This is a genomic window from Saccharopolyspora erythraea NRRL 2338 (genome assembly GCF_000062885.1).
GTDB classification, from domain to species: domain Bacteria; phylum Actinomycetota; class Actinomycetes; order Mycobacteriales; family Pseudonocardiaceae; genus Saccharopolyspora_D; species Saccharopolyspora_D erythraea.
This window is the reverse complement of the sequence record NC_009142.1, coordinates 2,928,125-2,944,046: the sequence shown is the minus strand read 5'-3', so window position 1 is coordinate 2,944,046 and position 15,922 is coordinate 2,928,125. Positions and strand designations below refer to the sequence as shown.

The following is a 15,922-nucleotide window of genomic DNA, read 5'->3' as shown; positions in this document are numbered from 1 at the left end:
ACAACAGGAGGACCGCTGACCGCAGCCCTCGATCGCTGGGCCGGCCCGCGGCGATGCGGCTCCGGCCGAAGCTTCTGCGCATCAGCCGATGCGGCCGCGCGGACCTCGGTCACCTCGGACGGGCGCCGATGCGGCGCCCTGAAGACAGACTCTTCCCCCACTGCGATGTGGGAACTCGGTAGACCGCGCGGCGCCGCAGGCGGCTCACGGGTGGCTGGAGAGGTAGCCGCCCATGCTGGTGAAGTAGTCCGCCGCGGCGAGCTCGGTGCCGTCGTCGGTGCGGACGCGCTCGATCACCAGGCCTCGGTTGCGGCCGCGTCGGGCATCAGCACCCGCGACGATCACCACGCCATCGCCTTCCGGGATGAAGATCCGCCCCGGCGTCCCCCCGTAGGTTTTCTCCGACACCGAGGCGGCCAGGACGCGGATGCGCTCGCCGCGGTGGAAGGTGAACGCGTTGGGATAGGGATCGGACTGCGCGCGAACGAGGTTGGCGACGTCCTGCGCGGGCCACGTCCAGTCGATCCGGCTGTCCTCGACGGACCGCTTGTGGAAGAAGCTGGCCTTCGACCTGTCCTGCTCGGTGAACTCGGCACTCCCCGACGCGATGAGGTCGAGCGATTCCAGAGCGATCGGACCGTACAACCCGATCGTCTTGTTGAACAGGTCGGTGGCGGTGTCGGTCGCCCCCACCGGCACGGCCCGCTGCAACACGATGTCGCCCGCGTCGATGCCCTCGTCCATGATGTGCGCGGTGACCCCGACCTGCTTCTCCCCGTTGATCAGCGCCCAGATCAGCGGAGCGAAACCCGCGTAGGCGGGCAGCAACGAGTCGTGCACGTTGAGGGTGCCGTTGCTCGGCAGGTTGAAGACCTCCGGCGGGAGCCAGGTCCGCCAGTTGGTCGCCACGATGATGTCCGGCTCGACTTCCTTGAGCTGCTTGGGCAACTCGTCATCCGGGCGGTTGCGGACCAGGACGGGCACACCGTTGTTCTCCGCCAGGTCGGCGACGGAGTCGTCCCAGATCTTCTCGTAGGCGTGGTCGCTCTTGGGGTGCGTCACCACCTGGACCACCTCGTGCTGCGAACCCAACAGGGCTTCCAGGGTTCGGTAGCCCGGGGTTTGGTAGCCGAACATCACGACCCGCATGGGGCGTCCTCCTCGCGCTGGCGATGACAGTCGGGGGCAGACAGTAAAGGCAGGCTTGCCTAACTTGCAAGATCTCGCCAGGGCCTATCGTGCGACTCCCGTTACACCGGATGGATCAACGCCGGGGCGGCAAGGCAGGCTAGGCCCCACAGGGCACGGTCGGTCACCGCAGGACTACAGCCGAATTCGAGGCGCCCGCGAATCCGGCTGTGACGCGCGAATCCGGCTGGCGAACGCACGATTCGTCACACCGTGCGAGCTGCGGCATCCCGACGTGGTCGGGTGGTTCAGTCCTGTCCAGCGGTCGCGCCTGCCTGTTCACCGTCGACGCTCGCCCGGACACCGATGTCCGCCTTGCGCAACCCCGGCATCCCCAACGCGATCGCCACAACGCCGACCACGCAGACCAGGCCGCCCACCAGGGGCGCTGCGGGCGCCGACACCAACCGCGCGAACAGACCCGTCGTCAGGTTCCCGACGCTGGGCGCCGTGGTGCCCTGCGCCAGCCAGAGACCGCTGACCCTCCCCTGCAGGTGATCCGGGGTGTAGTTGTGCAGCAGGGCCCTGCGCACGACCTCCGAGATCGTGTCGGCAAAGCCCGCCACAGCCAGAGCGGCGAGCGCGAGCCACAACGACGGGGCGAGGCCGACGCAGGCGATCGCCGCTCCCCACAGCACGACGGCGCCGATCAGCACCGCTCCGGCACGCGGGGTCCGACCCACCCATCCGCTGGACAGAGCACCGGCGAAGGCACCCACGGCGGGAGCGGTGTACAGCAACCCCACAGTGGACGGTCCGCCACCGAAGTGGGTGGCCCCCAGCTCGGGGAACAGGGCGTAGGGCATCGCGAAGACCATCGCCCAGGCGTCGACGAGCAGCAATCCCATAACGATCCGGTTGCTTCCCACGAACCGGACGCCCTCGGCGATCGAGCGCAGCGGGTGGCGGTCACCGGCCTCGCCGACCGGAGGAAGAGCAGGCAGGAAGCTCAGCAGCAGCACGCTGACCAGGAAACAGCCGGCGTCCACGGCGAAACACACCGCAAGACCCGGTCCCGCGGCGATCACGCCCGCCAACGCCGGTCCTGCCATCGCACCGAACTGCGTGGCCAGGGCGGTCAACGCTCCGGCGGCAGCAAGGTGCCGAGGCCCCACAAGCGCGGGAGCAACCGCCAGGAGCGCGGGACTGCCCAACCCGTTGATCGCCCCCGCGAACACCGCTGCCACGTAGACGAACCAGAGCTGGGGATGCGGAACGGCGGCGTTGACCGCGAGCCCCGCGAACACCACCACCACCGCGGCCCGGGTACCGAGGACGACCTTGCGGCGATCCACCCGGTCCGCGAGCACCCCGCCCGCGAGCAGCCCGGCCAGCAGCGACACCCCGAAGACGAAGCCGACCAGGCCGACCTGCAACGACGACCCGCTGAGCTGGTAGACCTGCAGGTTGACGGCGACCATCGTCAGGTGCGTACCCAGCATGGAAATCGCTTGCGCACCAACGACGAGCCGGAACCCACGACTGGCCCGCAACGGCGCGACGTCGATGACCACTTCTCCCAACCGCACGGTGCACTCCCTGGCAAGTGGCGGATCGACCGGTGTTCAGCGTCGGGTAGGCTAACCTAAGCATCGAGCGGCATCGACGCCCGCACGAGACGGCCTCGCGTCGGAACACAGGCCTGGGCTCGCGCGAACGACGCGAAGCCCCACCGACGTGGGCCGCGCCACCCACCGCAAGACGCCGGCCGCTTGACGACACGCGAAACGGTGACTTAGGTTAGCTTTACCAAAGTACGGGTGTTCGTCGCGTACGCACGCGACTCCAACCGATAGCCGTTGGTACACCTTGTTCTTTCGACCGAACCGGTCACGTTCTGGCCCTACGAAGCGAGGTCGTTCATGGGCGCACCGACGGTGTCCCGCCGAAACTACGACGAGACCACCCTCCCGCTGTCGACCGATCCACTGCTCGCCGCCGCCAGGCTGGCGGAGTCGGGTCTGTCGGACACGTTCGTGCTCTACGAACGAGAAGGCCAGTGGTGCCTGGGAATCGGCGTGCTCTGCGAGATCACTGTGGACACTTCCACTGTGGTGATGAACACGGCCGACGGCGAGCGGCGCTGCGAATCCTGGATCGGCAGCCCGCTCGACGTGGTCGGCGAACTCCTCCAGGACGTTCCCGCCGCGCAATGGCGCGCCTATGGGTGGGCCGGCTTCGAACTGGCCTACGCACACGCGGGGCTGCTCGAAGACGGCGAGGACCACACGCTGCTGCACCTCGTCGTCCCGCACACCGAGGTCGTCCTGGAAACAGGGCGGGCGACCGTCAGGAGCACCGAACAGGCCTTCCTGGACAAGGCCGTCGAGCTGCTCGGCTCCCCGCCCGAAGAACCCGGATACCAGCCCATGCCGATCGAGGTCGGCGACAGCGGCTTCGAGGAGTACGGCCAGGCGGTCGCCTCCGCCGTCGACGACATCCGCGACGGCCTGCTGCAGAAGGTGATCCTGTCCCGGGTGGTTCCGGTGGACCAGCCCGTCGACCTGGTGGGCACCTACGTGGTCGGCCGGCGCCGCAACACCCCCGCCCGTTCGTTCCTCCTCAACGCGGGTGGGCTCCGAGCAGCGGGGTTCAGCCCGGAGATCGTGATGACCCACGAGGCAGGCGGCCGGGTCACCACGCAGCCGCTCGCCGGGACACGCGCCCTGACCGGCAGGGCCGGAGAGGACGAGCGAGTGCGTGCCGACCTGCTGAACAACTCGAAGGAGATCTTCGAGCACGCCATCTCGGTCAAGGTCGCATACGACGAGCTCGTCGAGCTGTGCGACGAGGACAACGTCACGGTCGATTCGTTCATGACGGTGTCGGAACGCGGAAGCGTCCAGCACCTGGCGTCCTCCGTGTCGGGTCAGCTGCTCGAGCACCAGGGACCGTGGCAGGCACTCGCGGCCCTCTTCCCCGCCGTCACCGCGTCCGGCGTGCCGAAGAAGGCCGCGTACGAATGCATCCGCCGCTACGAGCCGGAGGAACGCGGCTTGTACAGCGGCGCTGTCCTCACCGTGGACCACGCCGGAACGATGGACGCCGCGCTCGTGCTCCGCACCGTCTTCCAGCAGGACGGGCGCACCTGGCTGCGCGCCGGAGCGGGAATCGTCGGGCAGTCCGAGCCGGAGCGGGAGTTCGAGGAAACCTGCGAGAAGCTGCGCAGCGTCGCCCTGCATCTCGTCCCTCCGCAAGGCTCCTCGTCTTAGCAGGACGCCGCCGCACGCGACGCCACCCCCGCGGCCCGCCGGCCCGGACGGTGGCGTCGCTCGTGCCGACGACCGTCGTTCAGCGGCGACCGACGTCCGTCCCGCACCGGCGGTCGATGTTCGTCGCGGAGGGGGCCCAACCTCGTCAACGGGCTTTCGTGCGGGGTCGCTGGAGCCGCTCGACTCCGACCGGCTCGCGTTGCTCGACGCCGATTACGATCATCCGCGTGCCTTCTCTCGCTGAAGATTTCATGTTGCTAGTGCTCGACGACGAGTCCGGACGTCCCGTCATCGACAGCGTGTCGCTGGACCACGCGCTGGCGGGCGCGGTTCTGCTGGAGCTCGTGAACAGCGGTCGGGTGTCTCCGGCCGGTGCTGACGACGAAGACGTCAAAGAAGGTCGGCTGCTCGTGCGGGACGACTCGGCCACCGGGGATGCCGTGCTGGACGACGGGCTCAGCCGCTTGGAGAAGAAGCCGGTCAGCGCGAAGCGGGCTGTCGAGCTGCTCGTCAAAGGAACGCGCGTCGCGGTGCTGGGGCAGCTTTCGACACGTGGACTGATCACCACCGAGAAGTCCAAAGTGCTCGGTGTGTTCCCGCGCAAGAGCTGGCCCGCGCTCGACACCGAGCACGAGGGCCGGATTCGCGAGCGGCTCAACGCAGTGCTGCTCCGCGGCGAGCAGGCGGACCCCCACATCTCGTCGCTGGTGGTGCTGCTCAGCGCCATTCGCGCCGTGCACAAGATCGTGGAGGGCGACAAATCGGCGCTGAAGGCTCGCGCGAAGGAGGTCGCGGAGGGCGACTTCGCCGGCCCGGCCGTGAAGAAGGCCATCGCGTCGGTGCACGCAGCCACCGCCAATGTCGTCGTCGTCAGCGGCGGCAGCTGATCTCCCCACAGCTCGGAACCGGCCGTGGCGGCGCTCTGCCCGCGCCGCCACGGCCGAGAGTGCGAAATCGAGATCAGCGCCCGGCGAAGACGGACTCTGCCACCCGTGCGGCCGCTCGTGCGCCACTGCGCAGCGCCCCTCCATCAGACCGGTGAACTCCGGCTCGCAGTACTCCCCCGCGAAGTGCACCGCACCGATCGGAGCTTCGAGCGCGTCGGCGTCGGCCTGGCTGAACGCCGGTGCGTGCGCTGAGTAGGCGCCGCGGGCGTAGGGATCGTCGGTCCACACCGTCGTCAGCGGTTCGCCGTCGGCGAAGTCGAGATCGGGGTGCACCTCCTGCGTTGCCCGAACCCATGCCGCGGGCGAGTCGCGCACACCGAGCCGGTCGATCGCCGGGAGCGATCCGATGAACCCGTTGAGCACCGGTGCCACCGACCCGCCGCTCCGCCGAGCGGTCCAGTTCCAGAACCGTCCCGGCACCGACAGGACCGCACTGGTCTCGCGCGCGGCGATGAGCGGGAGGTGGAGCTTTGCGGCATACCCGCTGACGACGTTGGTCAATGCGCGGCGCCGCGCATCCGTGGTGGGAAGCCTGATGTCCGCACTACGCGCGTCACGACGCCCAGCGGTAGCGCGACCACGACGGCGGTGAAGGTGGTCTCGGCGTCGTCGGTGCGGACCACCACACCACCAGGGGTGGGGTCGATCGCCCGTACGGTCTCGTTGAGCCGGACCCGGGAGCCGAGCCGCTCCGCGAGACCAGTGGCGACGCGCTGGTTGCCGCCGCCAACCTCCCCGCGCCGCGCGCCAAGCTCAATGGGCGCTGCAGGCGGCCCCGCCCACAGGTGGTGTGTCGGACTACAGCGTCAGCGCTCCCCTGTTCCTGCCACGCACACTCCTGGACGCCGAGTTCGCGTCGCGCAGCGTCCTGGGCCCGCTGATCGACCACGACCGCGACAACGGAACCGACCTGGTCGGCACGCTCGAGACCTTCCTGGACTGCGACCGGAGCTGGGCCGCCGCAGCGCAACGCCTGCATGTCCACAAACAGACCCTCGGCTACCGGCTGCGCCGCATCGAAAGCTTGACCGGACGGAGCCCGCAGCGTTCCGCTGACATCGCGATGTTCTGGATGGCCTTGCTCGCTCGCAGAATCTCGCAGGGCGACTGAGGCCGCGACCGTTGGCACCGATGTCCGGTGTCCGGTTCGGGCGATCGATCGCCTCGGCCTCGCGCAAGCGCGCCTGCGCCTCCTCGCAGCGACCAACAATCGCCGACCGCCTGGCGCCACGCACCCGCGGCCGGCCCATCAGTCCCCGCGGAGGCTGAGGGCGGGGCTGGGCACCACGACCTCGCCGGTCGCCCGCCCGTCCTCCCCCAGCAGCCACCCCATCCGCTTGCGGGTCCGCAGCATGATCATGCTCTCGGTCAGGGTGAGCCACGGCAGCTTGTCGGCCAGCAGCCGCTCCAGCCGCACCATGTCGGTTGTCGAGTGCGCCCAGACCACGAACATGAAGTTGGTGTCGCCTGCCAGGGACGCGCACAGGCGCAGCTCCGGCAGGGTGGTCAGCGACCGCACGGTCCGGTCGGCCTCCTGCGGCGGAACGCGGCCGAACCAGGCGCACGCCAGCGGCCAGCGGGACCGGACCTGGGCGATCTCGCAGCGGAACGACAGCAGGTCCGAGGCCAGCAGCCGGGCCACCTGACGCCGCACGGTGGCGGGCTTGCGGCCGGTGATCCGCGCCAGGACCGCCGCGCTGCGGCGGCCGTCGTAGGCCAGCGCTTCCGCCAGGGGCCAGTAGGCGGCCGGCAGCGGAGCCGCCGTGGCGCCGGCCCGCGGCGCGGGCAGTGCGGCCTGCTGCTCGCGGTCGATCGCGTCCAGCCGCCACCGGCTGGCCTCGAAGTGGATCCCGGTCGCCACGCGCATGCGCACCCGCTGGACGCCGGGCACCGCGGGCAGGTCGTCGAGCACGAACCTGGACAGCTCGTCGTGCCCGGCGACCATCGCGGTCACGGTCAGGTCCCGGCCGGAGGCGACCTCCTCGACGGTCACCGCGCGCGGGTCGCGCACCAGCCATCCGATCACGGCCTCCCGTTCGGCGGGCACCACGTCCACGTCGACGAAGGCTACGGTGACCGAGTGCAGCTGGCGGCCGGGGTGGGCGGTGACCCACGCCAGCCCGCCGGAGCGCAGCCGCTCCCAGCGGGTGGCCAGGGTGGTCGCGGTGGTGCCGAGCACGCGAGCGGCCTCCGCCCAGCTCGCCCGCGGTGCGATCTGCAGCGCGTGCAGCAGCGCCAGGTCCTGCTCGTCGATCCGAGAATTCACGAATCACCTCCTGCAGCGGGTCTGGATGCGCGAATCCTGCGATCTGCGCCGCGAATCCGCCCACGATCCCACACTCCCTGTCAATCAACGGCCGATGGCCCAGATCACACGGAGGTGTCGATGTCGGTGCACGAGGACGCGCGGGCGATGCAGGGCGACCTGGCCGCGCTGCGCCACGCCCTGCACGCGGAGCCCGAGGTCGGTCTGGAACTGCCCCGCACCCAGGAGCGGGTCCTGGCCGAGCTCGACGGGCTGCCGCTGGAGCTGACGACCGGCACGCGCACGACGTCGGTGACCGGTGTGCTGCGCGGCGGCGACGGTCCGACCGTCCTGCTGCGCGCCGACATGGACGCGCTGCCGGTGCGGGAGAAGACCGGACTGGACTACTCCTCGCGCGTGCCGGACACCATGCACGCCTGCGGGCACGACCTGCACACGACCATGCTCGTCGGCGCCGCGCGGCTGCTGTCCCAGCACCGGGAGCGGCTCGGCGGCGACGTGGTGTTCATGTTCCAGCCCGGCGAGGAGGGCTGCGACGGCGCCGGGGTGATGCTCGACGAGGGCGTCCTGCACGCCGCCGGGCGCAAGGTCGACGCCGCCTTCGGGATGCACGTCATGTCGGCGCAGATCCCGCACGGCCGGTTCATGACCCGGACCGGACCGATGCTCTCGGCGGCCGACGCGCTGGAGGTGACGGTGCGCGGCGCGGGCGGTCACGGTTCGGCGCCGCACAGCGCGTGCGACCCGGTGACCGCCGTCAGCGAGATGGTCACCTCGCTGCAGACGATGGTGACCCGCCAGTTCGACATCTTCGACCCGGTGGTGATCTCGGTCGGCTCGCTGCACGCCGGCACCGCCAACAACGTCATCCCCGACCTGGCCACGTTCGAGGCCACCGTGCGCACGTTCTCGCCGCTCGCGCGGGAACGGGTGATGGAGTCCGCGCCCCGGCTGCTGCGGGGAATCGCCGCCGCGCACCGGGTCGAAGTGGACGTCGACTACGTGCCGGGCTACCCGCCCACCGTCACCGACGCCGACGAGACCGCGTTCGCGGCGCGGACCGTCGAGGCGGTCTTCGGCCCGGAGCGGCACGCGACGCTGGCCGATCCGCTGACGGGTTCGGAGGACTTCTCGCGGGTGCTCGACGCGGTGCCCGGCAGCTTCGTCTGCCTCGGAGCGGTGCCCGCCGGGGTCGACCCGGCGCGGGCGGCGTTCAACCACTCGCCGCTCGTGCGCTACGACGACGCGGTGCTCGCCGACGGCGCCACCCTCTACGCCGAGCTCGCCCTCGCCCGGACAGGAGCGGCCCATGGCTGAGAGCACGCTCGCCGCCAAGCCGGCGAGCAGGTCCCGAACCCTGCTCGGCACCGGCGTCGGCAACGCCCTCGAGTGGTACGACTGGGGCATCTACGCGGTGTTCGCCCCGTTCTTCGCGCAGCAGTTCTTCAACGCCGCCGACCCGTTCTCGGCCATCCTGTCGACCCTGGCCGTGTTCGCGGTCGGGTTCCTGGCGCGGCCGATCGGCGCTTGGCTGTTCGGGTTGCTCGCCGACCGCCGGGGGCGGCGGATGGCGATGACGCTGTCGGTGGGCGGCGCCGCGGTGGGCAGCCTGGCGATCGGGCTGTCGCCCACCTACGCCGCCGTCGGCGCCGGGGCGTCGCTGATCCTGCTGACCGCACGCCTGGTGCAGGGCCTGGCCCACGGCGGCGAGATGCCGTCGGCGCAGACCTACATCTCGGAGATGGCCCCGGCTCGCCGCCGCGGCCTGTGGGCCAGCCTCATGTACTTCTCCGGAACGCTGGGAACCATCGCGGGCACCGGGGTCGGTGCGGTGCTCACGACGGTGCTGAGCGAGCCGCAGATGAACAGCTGGGGATGGCGGATCCCGTTCGTGCTCGGCGGGATCCTCGGTCTCTACGCGCTGGTGATGCGTCAGCGGATGAGCGAGACGGAGGCGTTCCGCACCGCGCGCACCGACCCGGAACCGATGTGGGCCGCGATCGTACGGCACCGCCGCCAGGCGCTGCAGGTGATCGGCATGACGGTCGGCCTGACGGTCAGCTACTACGCCTGGGCGGTCTCCGCTCCGCAGTACGCGATCAGCGCACGCGGCGTGGACCCGACCGGCGCGCTGTGGGCCGGGCTGCTGGCCAACGTGGTGTTCATCGCAGTCCTGCCGCTGTGGGGCGCGCTGGCCGACCGGATCGGTCGCAAACCGGTGATGCTCATCAGCGCCGGCGGGATGGCCTTGGCCATCTTCCCGCTCGACGGCATGATCGGCAGCAGCCCGGTGCGCCTGTTCGCGGCGATGTCGGTCGCGATGGTGCTGATCGCCGCGAGCGCGGCCATCGCCCCCGCGGTGTACTGCGAGATGTTCCCGACCCGCATCCGCACGGTCGGGGTCGGCATCCCCTACGCCGTGGCCGTCGCGACGTTCGGCGGCACGGCACCGTACCTGCAGACCTGGGTCGGGCAGTCGTTCGGAGCCGCGTGGTTCACCGGCTACATCGCGGCACTGCTGCTCGTCTCGGCCGTGATCGTGACGACGTTGCCCGAAACGCGCGGGCGCCGGCTCGACTGAACCGGGCCGGGCACCCTTCGGGCGACCGCGTTCTTCCTTGGTGTGCAAGCCGTTCCTCGCAGCGGCCTGGCTGCTGTCCGGGGCACGTGTGGCTGTCGTCGGCGTCGGGTCACACGGAAAGCTTCGAATCCGCCACGATGAGCGCGACCGACTCTCTGACGGCGTGCAGCGCCGTTGCCCTTTCCTGGTCGGTCATGCGAGCCGGCCCATAGGTGACCACGGGGTCCAGTACCTCGAAGCCGACGAACTCGAGCATGCCGCGGTGAATGTGAAACAGGAAGTCGCTCAGCGATCCGAAGGCGCCACCCGGCCGGAACGACTCACTGGACCCGCCGGTCGTGAACAGCAGCATTGCTCGCTTCCCGGCCCGCGGCCGCGACGACGGCGCCGAACAGCAACAGGTCCGACCAGTGCAGTCCGCTGAGCCCACCGCCCTGCAACGCGGCGAACGCGACGGCGGCGACCGCGCCCACGGCCGCCATGGCCCAGAACGACGTCGGGGGCCGTTCGTGCCCGCGGAGCACGGCCACAGCCGCGGTCGCGGCGGGCAGGAGGGCGATCACGACGGCGCTGTGACCGGCAGGTGCGGTGGTGAGCGCGAAGGACGTCAGCACGGGGAAGCCCACGACCACACCCCCGGCGACGATCGCCGCTCGTCCCCACTGGATGCCGCGGGACAGGCGCTGCTTCGTGATCGCCAGGGCCGCGGCAGCGAGCACCGCGGCGACGACCGCACGGGCGGAACCGATGAACAGCGGCGACATCCCACCGCTCGCGACGGCGACGCGGGTGAACGGGACGGTGAAGGAGAACGCCGCCACTCCGAGCAGCCCCCACCCGAGACCCGCACGGGAAGGGGATAGCACTGGGCTGACGGGGAGAGTAGCGCTACTGTTCTGCGTCATGTCAAACGATAGCAGCTCCAAGATCGTCGCCGGTCTTCGCGCGTGGCTCGCGGGGGCTCCGCCGGGTACGAAGCTGCCGTCGACGCGGGCACTGGTGGCGCAGTACGGGGCGAGCCCGGTCACGGTGCAGAAGGCGTTGCGGACGTTGACCTCCCAGGGCGTAGTGGAGAGCCGCCCCGGAGTGGGCACCTTCGTGCGCGCGGTGCGGGTCGCCCGCCCGAACGACTACGGATGGCAGACCGCCGCACTCGGGTCGCCGAAGAACCGCACCCCGCAACTGCCCACCGCGTTGCGCACCGCGCCCAACGACGTGATCGCGCTGCACTCGGGCTATCCGGAGCGGGAGCTGCTGCCCGAACGACTGGTGCGAGCCGCGTTCACACGCGCCGCCCGCAGCGGTGCAGCCATCAGCAGGCCCCCTGCTGCGGGGATTCCGGAGCTCCAGGCGTGGTTCACGACCGAACTGGGCACGGCCGTGCCGGCCGGGGTCGCGCCGCCGGCGCCGAGCGACGCGATCGTGCTGCCCGGCAGCCAGAGCGGGCTCAGCACGGCCTTCCGCGCACTGGTCGGCGCGGGCCGGCCGCTGCTGGTGGAGTCGCCGACCTACTGGGGCGCGATCCTCGCCGCCGCACAGGCGGGCGCGCAAGTCGTGCCCGTGCCCAGCGGCATCCGCGGACCGGACCCGGACGAGCTGGCCCGCGCGTTCGAGCGCACCGGGGCCCGCGCTCTCTACGCCCAACCGAACTTCGCCAACCCCACCGGCGCTCGGTGGACACCGGAGCTGGCCGACCAGGTGCTGGAAAACGTGCGCCGGCACAGGGCTTTCCTCATCGAGGACGACTGGGCGCACGACTTCGGGATCACAGCCGACCCCGCACCTCTCGCCGCCCGCGACGACGCCGGACACGTCGTGTACCTGCGCTCGCTGACCAAGAGCGTGTCCCCGGCCGTGCGCATCGCCGGAATCGTCGCCCGCGGTCCCGCGCGCGAACGCATCCTCGCCGATGCCCAGTCCGTGTCCATGTACGTCAGCGGCACGCTCCAGGCCGTCGCGCTCGACGTCGTCACCCAGCCCGCGTGGCGCACCCATCTGCGCAACCTCCGCCAGCAGCTGGCCGCACGTCGGGACCTGCTCGCCGAAGCCATCAGAGACCACATCCCCACCGCGCACCTGGAAGCGGTGCCCCAGGGCGGGCTGAACCTGTGGGTGCGACTGCCGGACACCACCGACGTGGCGAAGCTCGTCCAAAACTGCGAAGCCGACGGAGTCGTCATCGCCCCCGGCGACGAGTGGTTCCCCGCCGAGCCGACCGGACACTACCTCCGGCTCAACTACTCCGGCCCGAACCCCGGCGCCTTCCCCGACGGGGCCCGCACGATCGGCCGGGCACTCGCACGCAACAGCCGCTCGTGACACCGGCTGGACAACGCCGACGCTGCGCAACAAGAGACGACCGCCGTTGTCGTGTTCTGTCTACGTCAACAGGACACCGCGATGGCATCATCCCCGCCGCCTCCCAGCCGGGATGATGCCTTCCGAGGAGTGGTGCGGTGTGCCGCCACCCCGGCAGCGACCGGGGCGGCGGCAGACTTCGCAAGAAGAAAAGACCAAGCGCGGTGGCGGTGACACGGTCCCCTCGGCGTCGATCCGCATCCCCGCCCTCGGTGAGCTCAACGGCGAGGCAGCAGGAACAACGCGTCGCCGATGGCGCGCTCACCGGTGGCATCGGAGGGCGTGGTCACCACGCGGTCGTCGACGACCATCCCAGCCGAGCCTCCACCGTCAAGCGCCATCGCGTCGACAGCACCCAACGCGCGGACGAACTCCGCGGCCTCCGGCAAGCCCCACCCGTCGCTGAAGCCCGGCATCCGCCCCTCGGTGGTGGCCAGGATGACCCGGCCCTGCGCATCAACACCGATGACACTGCGCGGGTTGCGCTTGAGCCCCCAGGTGTAGGCGAACGACGGGGCGTCATGGATGATCCCGTCCTCCTGGAGGTTGATCCGGACCTGGCCGTCGCGAACGAGTTCCGGCCCGCCGTTGACGATGTCGTCGCTCGGCCCCAGCCGCAGCGGTGCCCCACTCTCCTCGCGGATCTGCTGGTCTACCCACAGCGGCTCACCGGCCCGCGCGTGGGCGACCAGCCATTCGGCCGCCTGGCCGAGTCCCTGCACGACAGTGCCGCCGGCGGGAACCGGACCGCCTGCCGGCCGCACCTCGAGCACCCGCCCGGTCCGGTCGCGAACCGCCTCCACCCCGTCGCCGGTCGGCGTGGGGGCGCCCAGCTCGTCGGTGAACAGCACGAGTTCGTCCGGATCCGTGCAGGTCACGTCGTGCTGCGGCCGTTCGGTCGGGGTGTCGCCGTCGACTCCGCCGCAGTTGCGGATCTTGCCGGGGACGCGGTTGACCCCGTCAACGAGCCGCTGCTGCCCGCGGGCGGAGGCGGTGATCTCGGTCGACAGCTTCGCCAGCTGAGGACGCATTCCGTCACCCCGGAGGACGAGCGCGATGCGGCCGTTGGTCGCCGCACTTTGCAGCTCACCGTCGTAGGCGGCGATACCCGCGGAAGCCCCGGGAATCCCGTCCTTGTCCTCCATCACGAAAAAGCCCGCGTTGACGCCGAAGAGGGCATCTCGCCGCGCGGACATCTCGGTGAGCTTCTCGCGCCCGGCGACCGCCGTTCCGTAGCCGGCGGCCAGCTCCCCTCTGAACGCATTCGGATCGAGGATCACGACACTGGTCCGGGCGATGCCCGTCCCCGGCGCGGCATCCGCGCCGGTCCACTCGACGAGGGCGTCGAAGCCGGCCTCATCCAGACTCCGCTCCAGAGCCGCCGCCTCGTCGCGACCACCGAACGAGCCTGTGCGGACCCGCCACCCGACCGCACCGGGGGCGGCATCGACGCCCGCCGGCCAGTCGACGCGCTCCACCCGCGGCTCGAACCCGCCGGCGCGCAGCTTGCCCGCCAGGGCCTGCGCATCGGCCTCGCCGGCCAGATGCTGCGGACCGTCCGCGGCGGCGAACCGAACGGTCGCGGTCCAGAAATCGGCGCCGGGCCGACCGCGCGTCTCGCCCTGGTACAGGGTCACCCCAGGTGCGACCTCGGTGCGTGGCCAGTCCCGGATCGGGTCCGGATCGGCCGCGCCGGCAGCACCGGCGCCGGGAAAGGTCCCGGCCAGGGCCACCGCGAGCAGCCCCGCCACTGCCGGTCGCCCAACAGGTCTGAACATCGAGTTCTCCCTTCGTCCTTCGCGAGCCAGCGCACCGGCCGAGGACGACTCACACGCGTCGCCGCGCTGGATCACGCCTGAACAAGCCGGGAACAACTACAGAAGTCGAGCGCCTGCCCGCGAAAGAGCGCGTCGGGATCGCGCAGGCAGCGCAGCTTTCCAGCTCAGCGCAGCAGCCCAGCTTCTCGGAGTCGGGCGGGCCGAGCTCGGCGCGCACTCGCACGTCCTGACGCTGGGCCGGCCGTCCACGAGAACCCGCGCCTTCTGGCGACCATCACTGCCATCCGGGCCGTGCTGAATACCGGGTGGTCCGAGCCTGCTGCATCACGAGCGCCCTCTCCGGGCACGGCTTGCCCGACGGGCGCGCAGGCGCGGCAGCGCCTGGCCGCGACAGTAGCGCTCACCATACGAGCGCAACAGGTGAAGCTGATCTCGTCAACCGCGTTGCGCAGCGACGTCACAGGCCGGGCCGGCCACGGCACGCTCCCGAGTGCTGTGGATTCGACTAGAGGTTGCCGACCAGCAGACGTTCGGCCATGTCCAGGTACGCCGCGCGTTCGGATTCGCTGCGGTCAGCGGGCAGGAGTTGGTGGAGGTCGCCGGTGCCCAGGTAGAGGGCGTAGGCCAGTCGCCCGCGCCGGACGGATTCGTGCTCGGACAGGCCGAGCTCGCGGTACAGGCGCGTCAGGAAGGTCAGCCGTTTGCCGGTGACGCGGTCCAGCACGGGCGCGACCCGCGGGTCGGTGGCGACGGCGAGCAGTTTCACGCCGGCGTCCTGACCGCTGGCCGAGGCGCCGGTGGCCGAGCGCAGGAGGGATGCCAGCCGTGCGCGCGGGTCTTCGATCTCCTCGATGCGGCTGATCAGGTCGTCGGTGTCGCGCTGCTCCCAGTGCTGCAGGGTGGCGCCGATCAGGTCGGAGCGGTCGCTGAAGTGCCAGTAGAAACTGCCCTTCGTCGTGCCCAGTCGCCGGGCCAGGGGCTCGACCGCGACGGCGGGAAGTCCTTGGGTCGCCAGTGCCTCCAGTGCCGCCTCGATCCAGTCCGCACGTGTCAGTCCCATTCCCGTACGGTAGCGTATGGCAGTCCATACGGCACCGTACGGAAAGCGAGATGTGCTGCATGCTCCGCTGGATCCCCCGTCTGCTCATCGGCATCGCGGTCGTGCACGTCGCCGTCGGCCTGCTCCTGCCCAACACCTGGGACGAGATCGCCCGCGAAGGGTTCGTCAACACCGTCCAGTTCGGCGACCACCAGCGGGGGCTGAACCTGTGGTTCATGATCACGGGGTTGAGCTGGCTCGGCTGGGGCCTGCTGGCGGCCTGGGTCGTCCGCGAGACCGGGCGGTTACCCGCATCGCTCGGCTGGTCGCTGATAGGCATCAGCGTGCCCATGTGCCTGATCGAGCCGATCACCGGCGGCTGGCTGGTCCTGGCGCTCGGTGCGGTCGCGTTGCGCGCATCGCGGCAGGTGACCTGTGGGGCCTGAGCTCGCTGGTGGGGTGACGGTCGCGCTGTCCGGGATCGCGGCGTTGCACGTGGTGTGAGGATGGGTCTACAGCTGGGGATTCGGGAATCCGTGAGCTGTCAGGCATC

Annotated in this window: 15 protein-coding genes and 1 pseudogene; 7 read left to right on the top strand and 9 right to left on the bottom strand. The window is 70.7% G+C overall.

The annotated features are described in order from the left end of the window. Positions 1 to 204: 204 nt before the first annotated feature. The gene (locus SACE_RS13085) at positions 205 to 1,149 is read right to left on the bottom strand and encodes a methionyl-tRNA formyltransferase (RefSeq protein WP_009947639.1); all 945 of its coding nucleotides are present in this window, start codon (positions 1,147 to 1,149) and stop codon (positions 205 to 207) included. Between the two features lie 287 nt (positions 1,150 to 1,436). Next, the gene (gene entS, locus SACE_RS13080; protein ID WP_029621721.1) at positions 1,437 to 2,717 is read right to left on the bottom strand and encodes an enterobactin transporter EntS; all 1,281 of its coding nucleotides are present in this window, start codon (positions 2,715 to 2,717) and stop codon (positions 1,437 to 1,439) included. A gap of 333 nt (positions 2,718 to 3,050) precedes the next feature. On the opposite strand from entS, the gene SACE_RS13075 reads away from it, so the two are divergent. Beyond that, positions 3,051 to 4,400: a salicylate synthase gene (locus tag SACE_RS13075; protein WP_009947642.1), complete on the top strand. Its 1,350-nt coding sequence runs from the start codon at positions 3,051 to 3,053 to the stop codon at positions 4,398 to 4,400. Positions 4,401 to 4,516: 116 nt separating this feature from the next. Further along, complete coding sequence (locus SACE_RS13070) at positions 4,517 to 5,287, top strand: GOLPH3/VPS74 family protein (RefSeq protein WP_197537737.1); 771 nt, start codon at positions 4,517 to 4,519, stop codon at positions 5,285 to 5,287. A gap of 147 nt (positions 5,288 to 5,434) precedes the next feature. Here SACE_RS13070 and SACE_RS40110 read toward each other — a convergent pair. Both SACE_RS40110 and SACE_RS37595 read right to left on the bottom strand, forming a co-directional pair. Then, positions 5,435 to 5,767: pseudogene (locus SACE_RS40110) on the bottom strand (FAD-dependent oxidoreductase); the annotation flags it as partial. A 77-nt stretch (positions 5,768 to 5,844) separates the two neighbouring features. Beyond that, entirely contained in the window at positions 5,845 to 6,105 is a 261-nt protein-coding gene (locus SACE_RS37595) for an FAD-dependent oxidoreductase (protein ID WP_231850057.1), read from the bottom strand. Positions 6,106 to 6,137: 32 nt separating this feature from the next. On the opposite strand from SACE_RS37595, the gene SACE_RS13065 reads away from it, so the two are divergent. Further along, complete coding sequence (locus SACE_RS13065; RefSeq protein ID WP_009947646.1) at positions 6,138 to 6,458, top strand: PucR family transcriptional regulator; 321 nt, start codon at positions 6,138 to 6,140, stop codon at positions 6,456 to 6,458. Between the two features lie 138 nt (positions 6,459 to 6,596). Here the strand turns inward: SACE_RS13065 and SACE_RS13060 are convergent, their stop codons facing one another. Then, a complete protein-coding gene (locus SACE_RS13060) occupies positions 6,597 to 7,613 on the bottom strand; it encodes an Lrp/AsnC family transcriptional regulator (protein WP_009947647.1) in 1,017 nt (338 codons plus the stop codon). A 120-nt stretch (positions 7,614 to 7,733) separates the two neighbouring features. Here SACE_RS13060 and SACE_RS13055 point away from each other — a divergent pair, with 120 nt between their 5' ends. Both SACE_RS13055 and SACE_RS13050 read left to right on the top strand, forming a co-directional pair. Next, positions 7,734 to 8,930 (top strand): M20 metallopeptidase family protein, encoded by a 1,197-nt coding sequence (locus SACE_RS13055; protein ID WP_011873790.1) that lies wholly within the window; start codon positions 7,734 to 7,736, stop codon positions 8,928 to 8,930. Further along, positions 8,923 to 10,194 carry an MFS transporter gene (locus SACE_RS13050; protein WP_009947649.1) on the top strand — a complete coding sequence of 424 codons (1,272 nt, stop codon included), beginning with the start codon at positions 8,923 to 8,925 and terminating at the stop codon, positions 10,192 to 10,194. The genes SACE_RS13055 and SACE_RS13050 overlap by 8 nt, the downstream gene beginning before the upstream one ends. Before the next feature lie 109 nt (positions 10,195 to 10,303). Here the strand turns inward: SACE_RS13050 and SACE_RS13045 are convergent, their stop codons facing one another. Beyond that, on the bottom strand, positions 10,304 to 10,546 hold the full coding sequence (locus tag SACE_RS13045) for an NAD(P)H-dependent oxidoreductase (RefSeq protein WP_009947650.1): 243 nt from the start codon (positions 10,544 to 10,546) through the stop codon (positions 10,304 to 10,306). Continuing rightward, positions 10,515 to 11,060, bottom strand: a complete 546-nt coding sequence (locus tag SACE_RS13040; RefSeq protein ID WP_173401307.1) for an EamA family transporter — start codon at positions 11,058 to 11,060, stop codon at positions 10,515 to 10,517. Before SACE_RS13040 ends, SACE_RS13045 begins: the two co-directional genes overlap by 32 nt. A 37-nt stretch (positions 11,061 to 11,097) precedes the next feature. On the opposite strand from SACE_RS13040, the gene SACE_RS13035 reads away from it, so the two are divergent. Next, positions 11,098 to 12,513, top strand: coding sequence for an aminotransferase-like domain-containing protein (locus SACE_RS13035; protein ID WP_011873789.1), 1,416 nt, complete (start codon positions 11,098 to 11,100; stop codon positions 12,511 to 12,513). Between the two features lie 257 nt (positions 12,514 to 12,770). Here the strand turns inward: SACE_RS13035 and SACE_RS13030 are convergent, their stop codons facing one another. Continuing rightward, the gene (locus SACE_RS13030; protein ID WP_011873788.1) at positions 12,771 to 14,330 is read right to left on the bottom strand and encodes a phosphodiester glycosidase family protein; all 1,560 of its coding nucleotides are present in this window, start codon (positions 14,328 to 14,330) and stop codon (positions 12,771 to 12,773) included. A gap of 505 nt (positions 14,331 to 14,835) precedes the next feature. Further along, complete coding sequence (locus tag SACE_RS13025) at positions 14,836 to 15,390, bottom strand: TetR/AcrR family transcriptional regulator (protein ID WP_009947654.1); 555 nt, start codon at positions 15,388 to 15,390, stop codon at positions 14,836 to 14,838. 59 nt (positions 15,391 to 15,449) lie between these two features. Between SACE_RS13025 and SACE_RS13020 the strand changes: the two genes are divergently transcribed. Continuing rightward, positions 15,450 to 15,815 carry a DUF6463 family protein gene (locus SACE_RS13020; RefSeq protein WP_009947655.1) on the top strand — a complete coding sequence of 122 codons (366 nt, stop codon included), beginning with the start codon at positions 15,450 to 15,452 and terminating at the stop codon, positions 15,813 to 15,815. Positions 15,816 to 15,922 lie beyond the last annotated feature (107 nt).

Excerpts from the sequence above, each read along its gene's own strand:
- SACE_RS13085 (WP_009947639.1), bottom strand. The coding sequence starts at position 1,149 with ATGCGGGTCGTGATGTTCGGCTACCAAACCCCGGGCTACCGAACCCTG.
- SACE_RS13050 (WP_009947649.1), top strand. The coding sequence starts at position 8,923 with ATGGCTGAGAGCACGCTCGCCGCCAAGCCGGCGAGCAGGTCCCGAACC.
- SACE_RS13045 (WP_009947650.1), bottom strand. The coding sequence starts at position 10,546 with ATGCTGCTGTTCACGACCGGCGGGTCCAGTGAGTCGTTCCGGCCGGGT.
- SACE_RS13025 (WP_009947654.1), bottom strand. The coding sequence starts at position 15,390 with ATGGGACTGACACGTGCGGACTGGATCGAGGCGGCACTGGAGGCACTG.
- SACE_RS13055 (WP_011873790.1), top strand. The coding sequence starts at position 7,734 with ATGTCGGTGCACGAGGACGCGCGGGCGATGCAGGGCGACCTGGCCGCG.
- SACE_RS13020 (WP_009947655.1), top strand. The coding sequence starts at position 15,450 with ATGCTCCGCTGGATCCCCCGTCTGCTCATCGGCATCGCGGTCGTGCAC.
- SACE_RS13035 (WP_011873789.1), top strand. The coding sequence starts at position 11,098 with ATGTCAAACGATAGCAGCTCCAAGATCGTCGCCGGTCTTCGCGCGTGG.
- SACE_RS13030 (WP_011873788.1), bottom strand. The coding sequence starts at position 14,330 with ATGTTCAGACCTGTTGGGCGACCGGCAGTGGCGGGGCTGCTCGCGGTG.
- SACE_RS13075 (WP_009947642.1), top strand. The coding sequence starts at position 3,051 with ATGGGCGCACCGACGGTGTCCCGCCGAAACTACGACGAGACCACCCTC.
- SACE_RS13070 (WP_197537737.1), top strand. The coding sequence starts at position 4,517 with ATGTTCGTCGCGGAGGGGGCCCAACCTCGTCAACGGGCTTTCGTGCGG.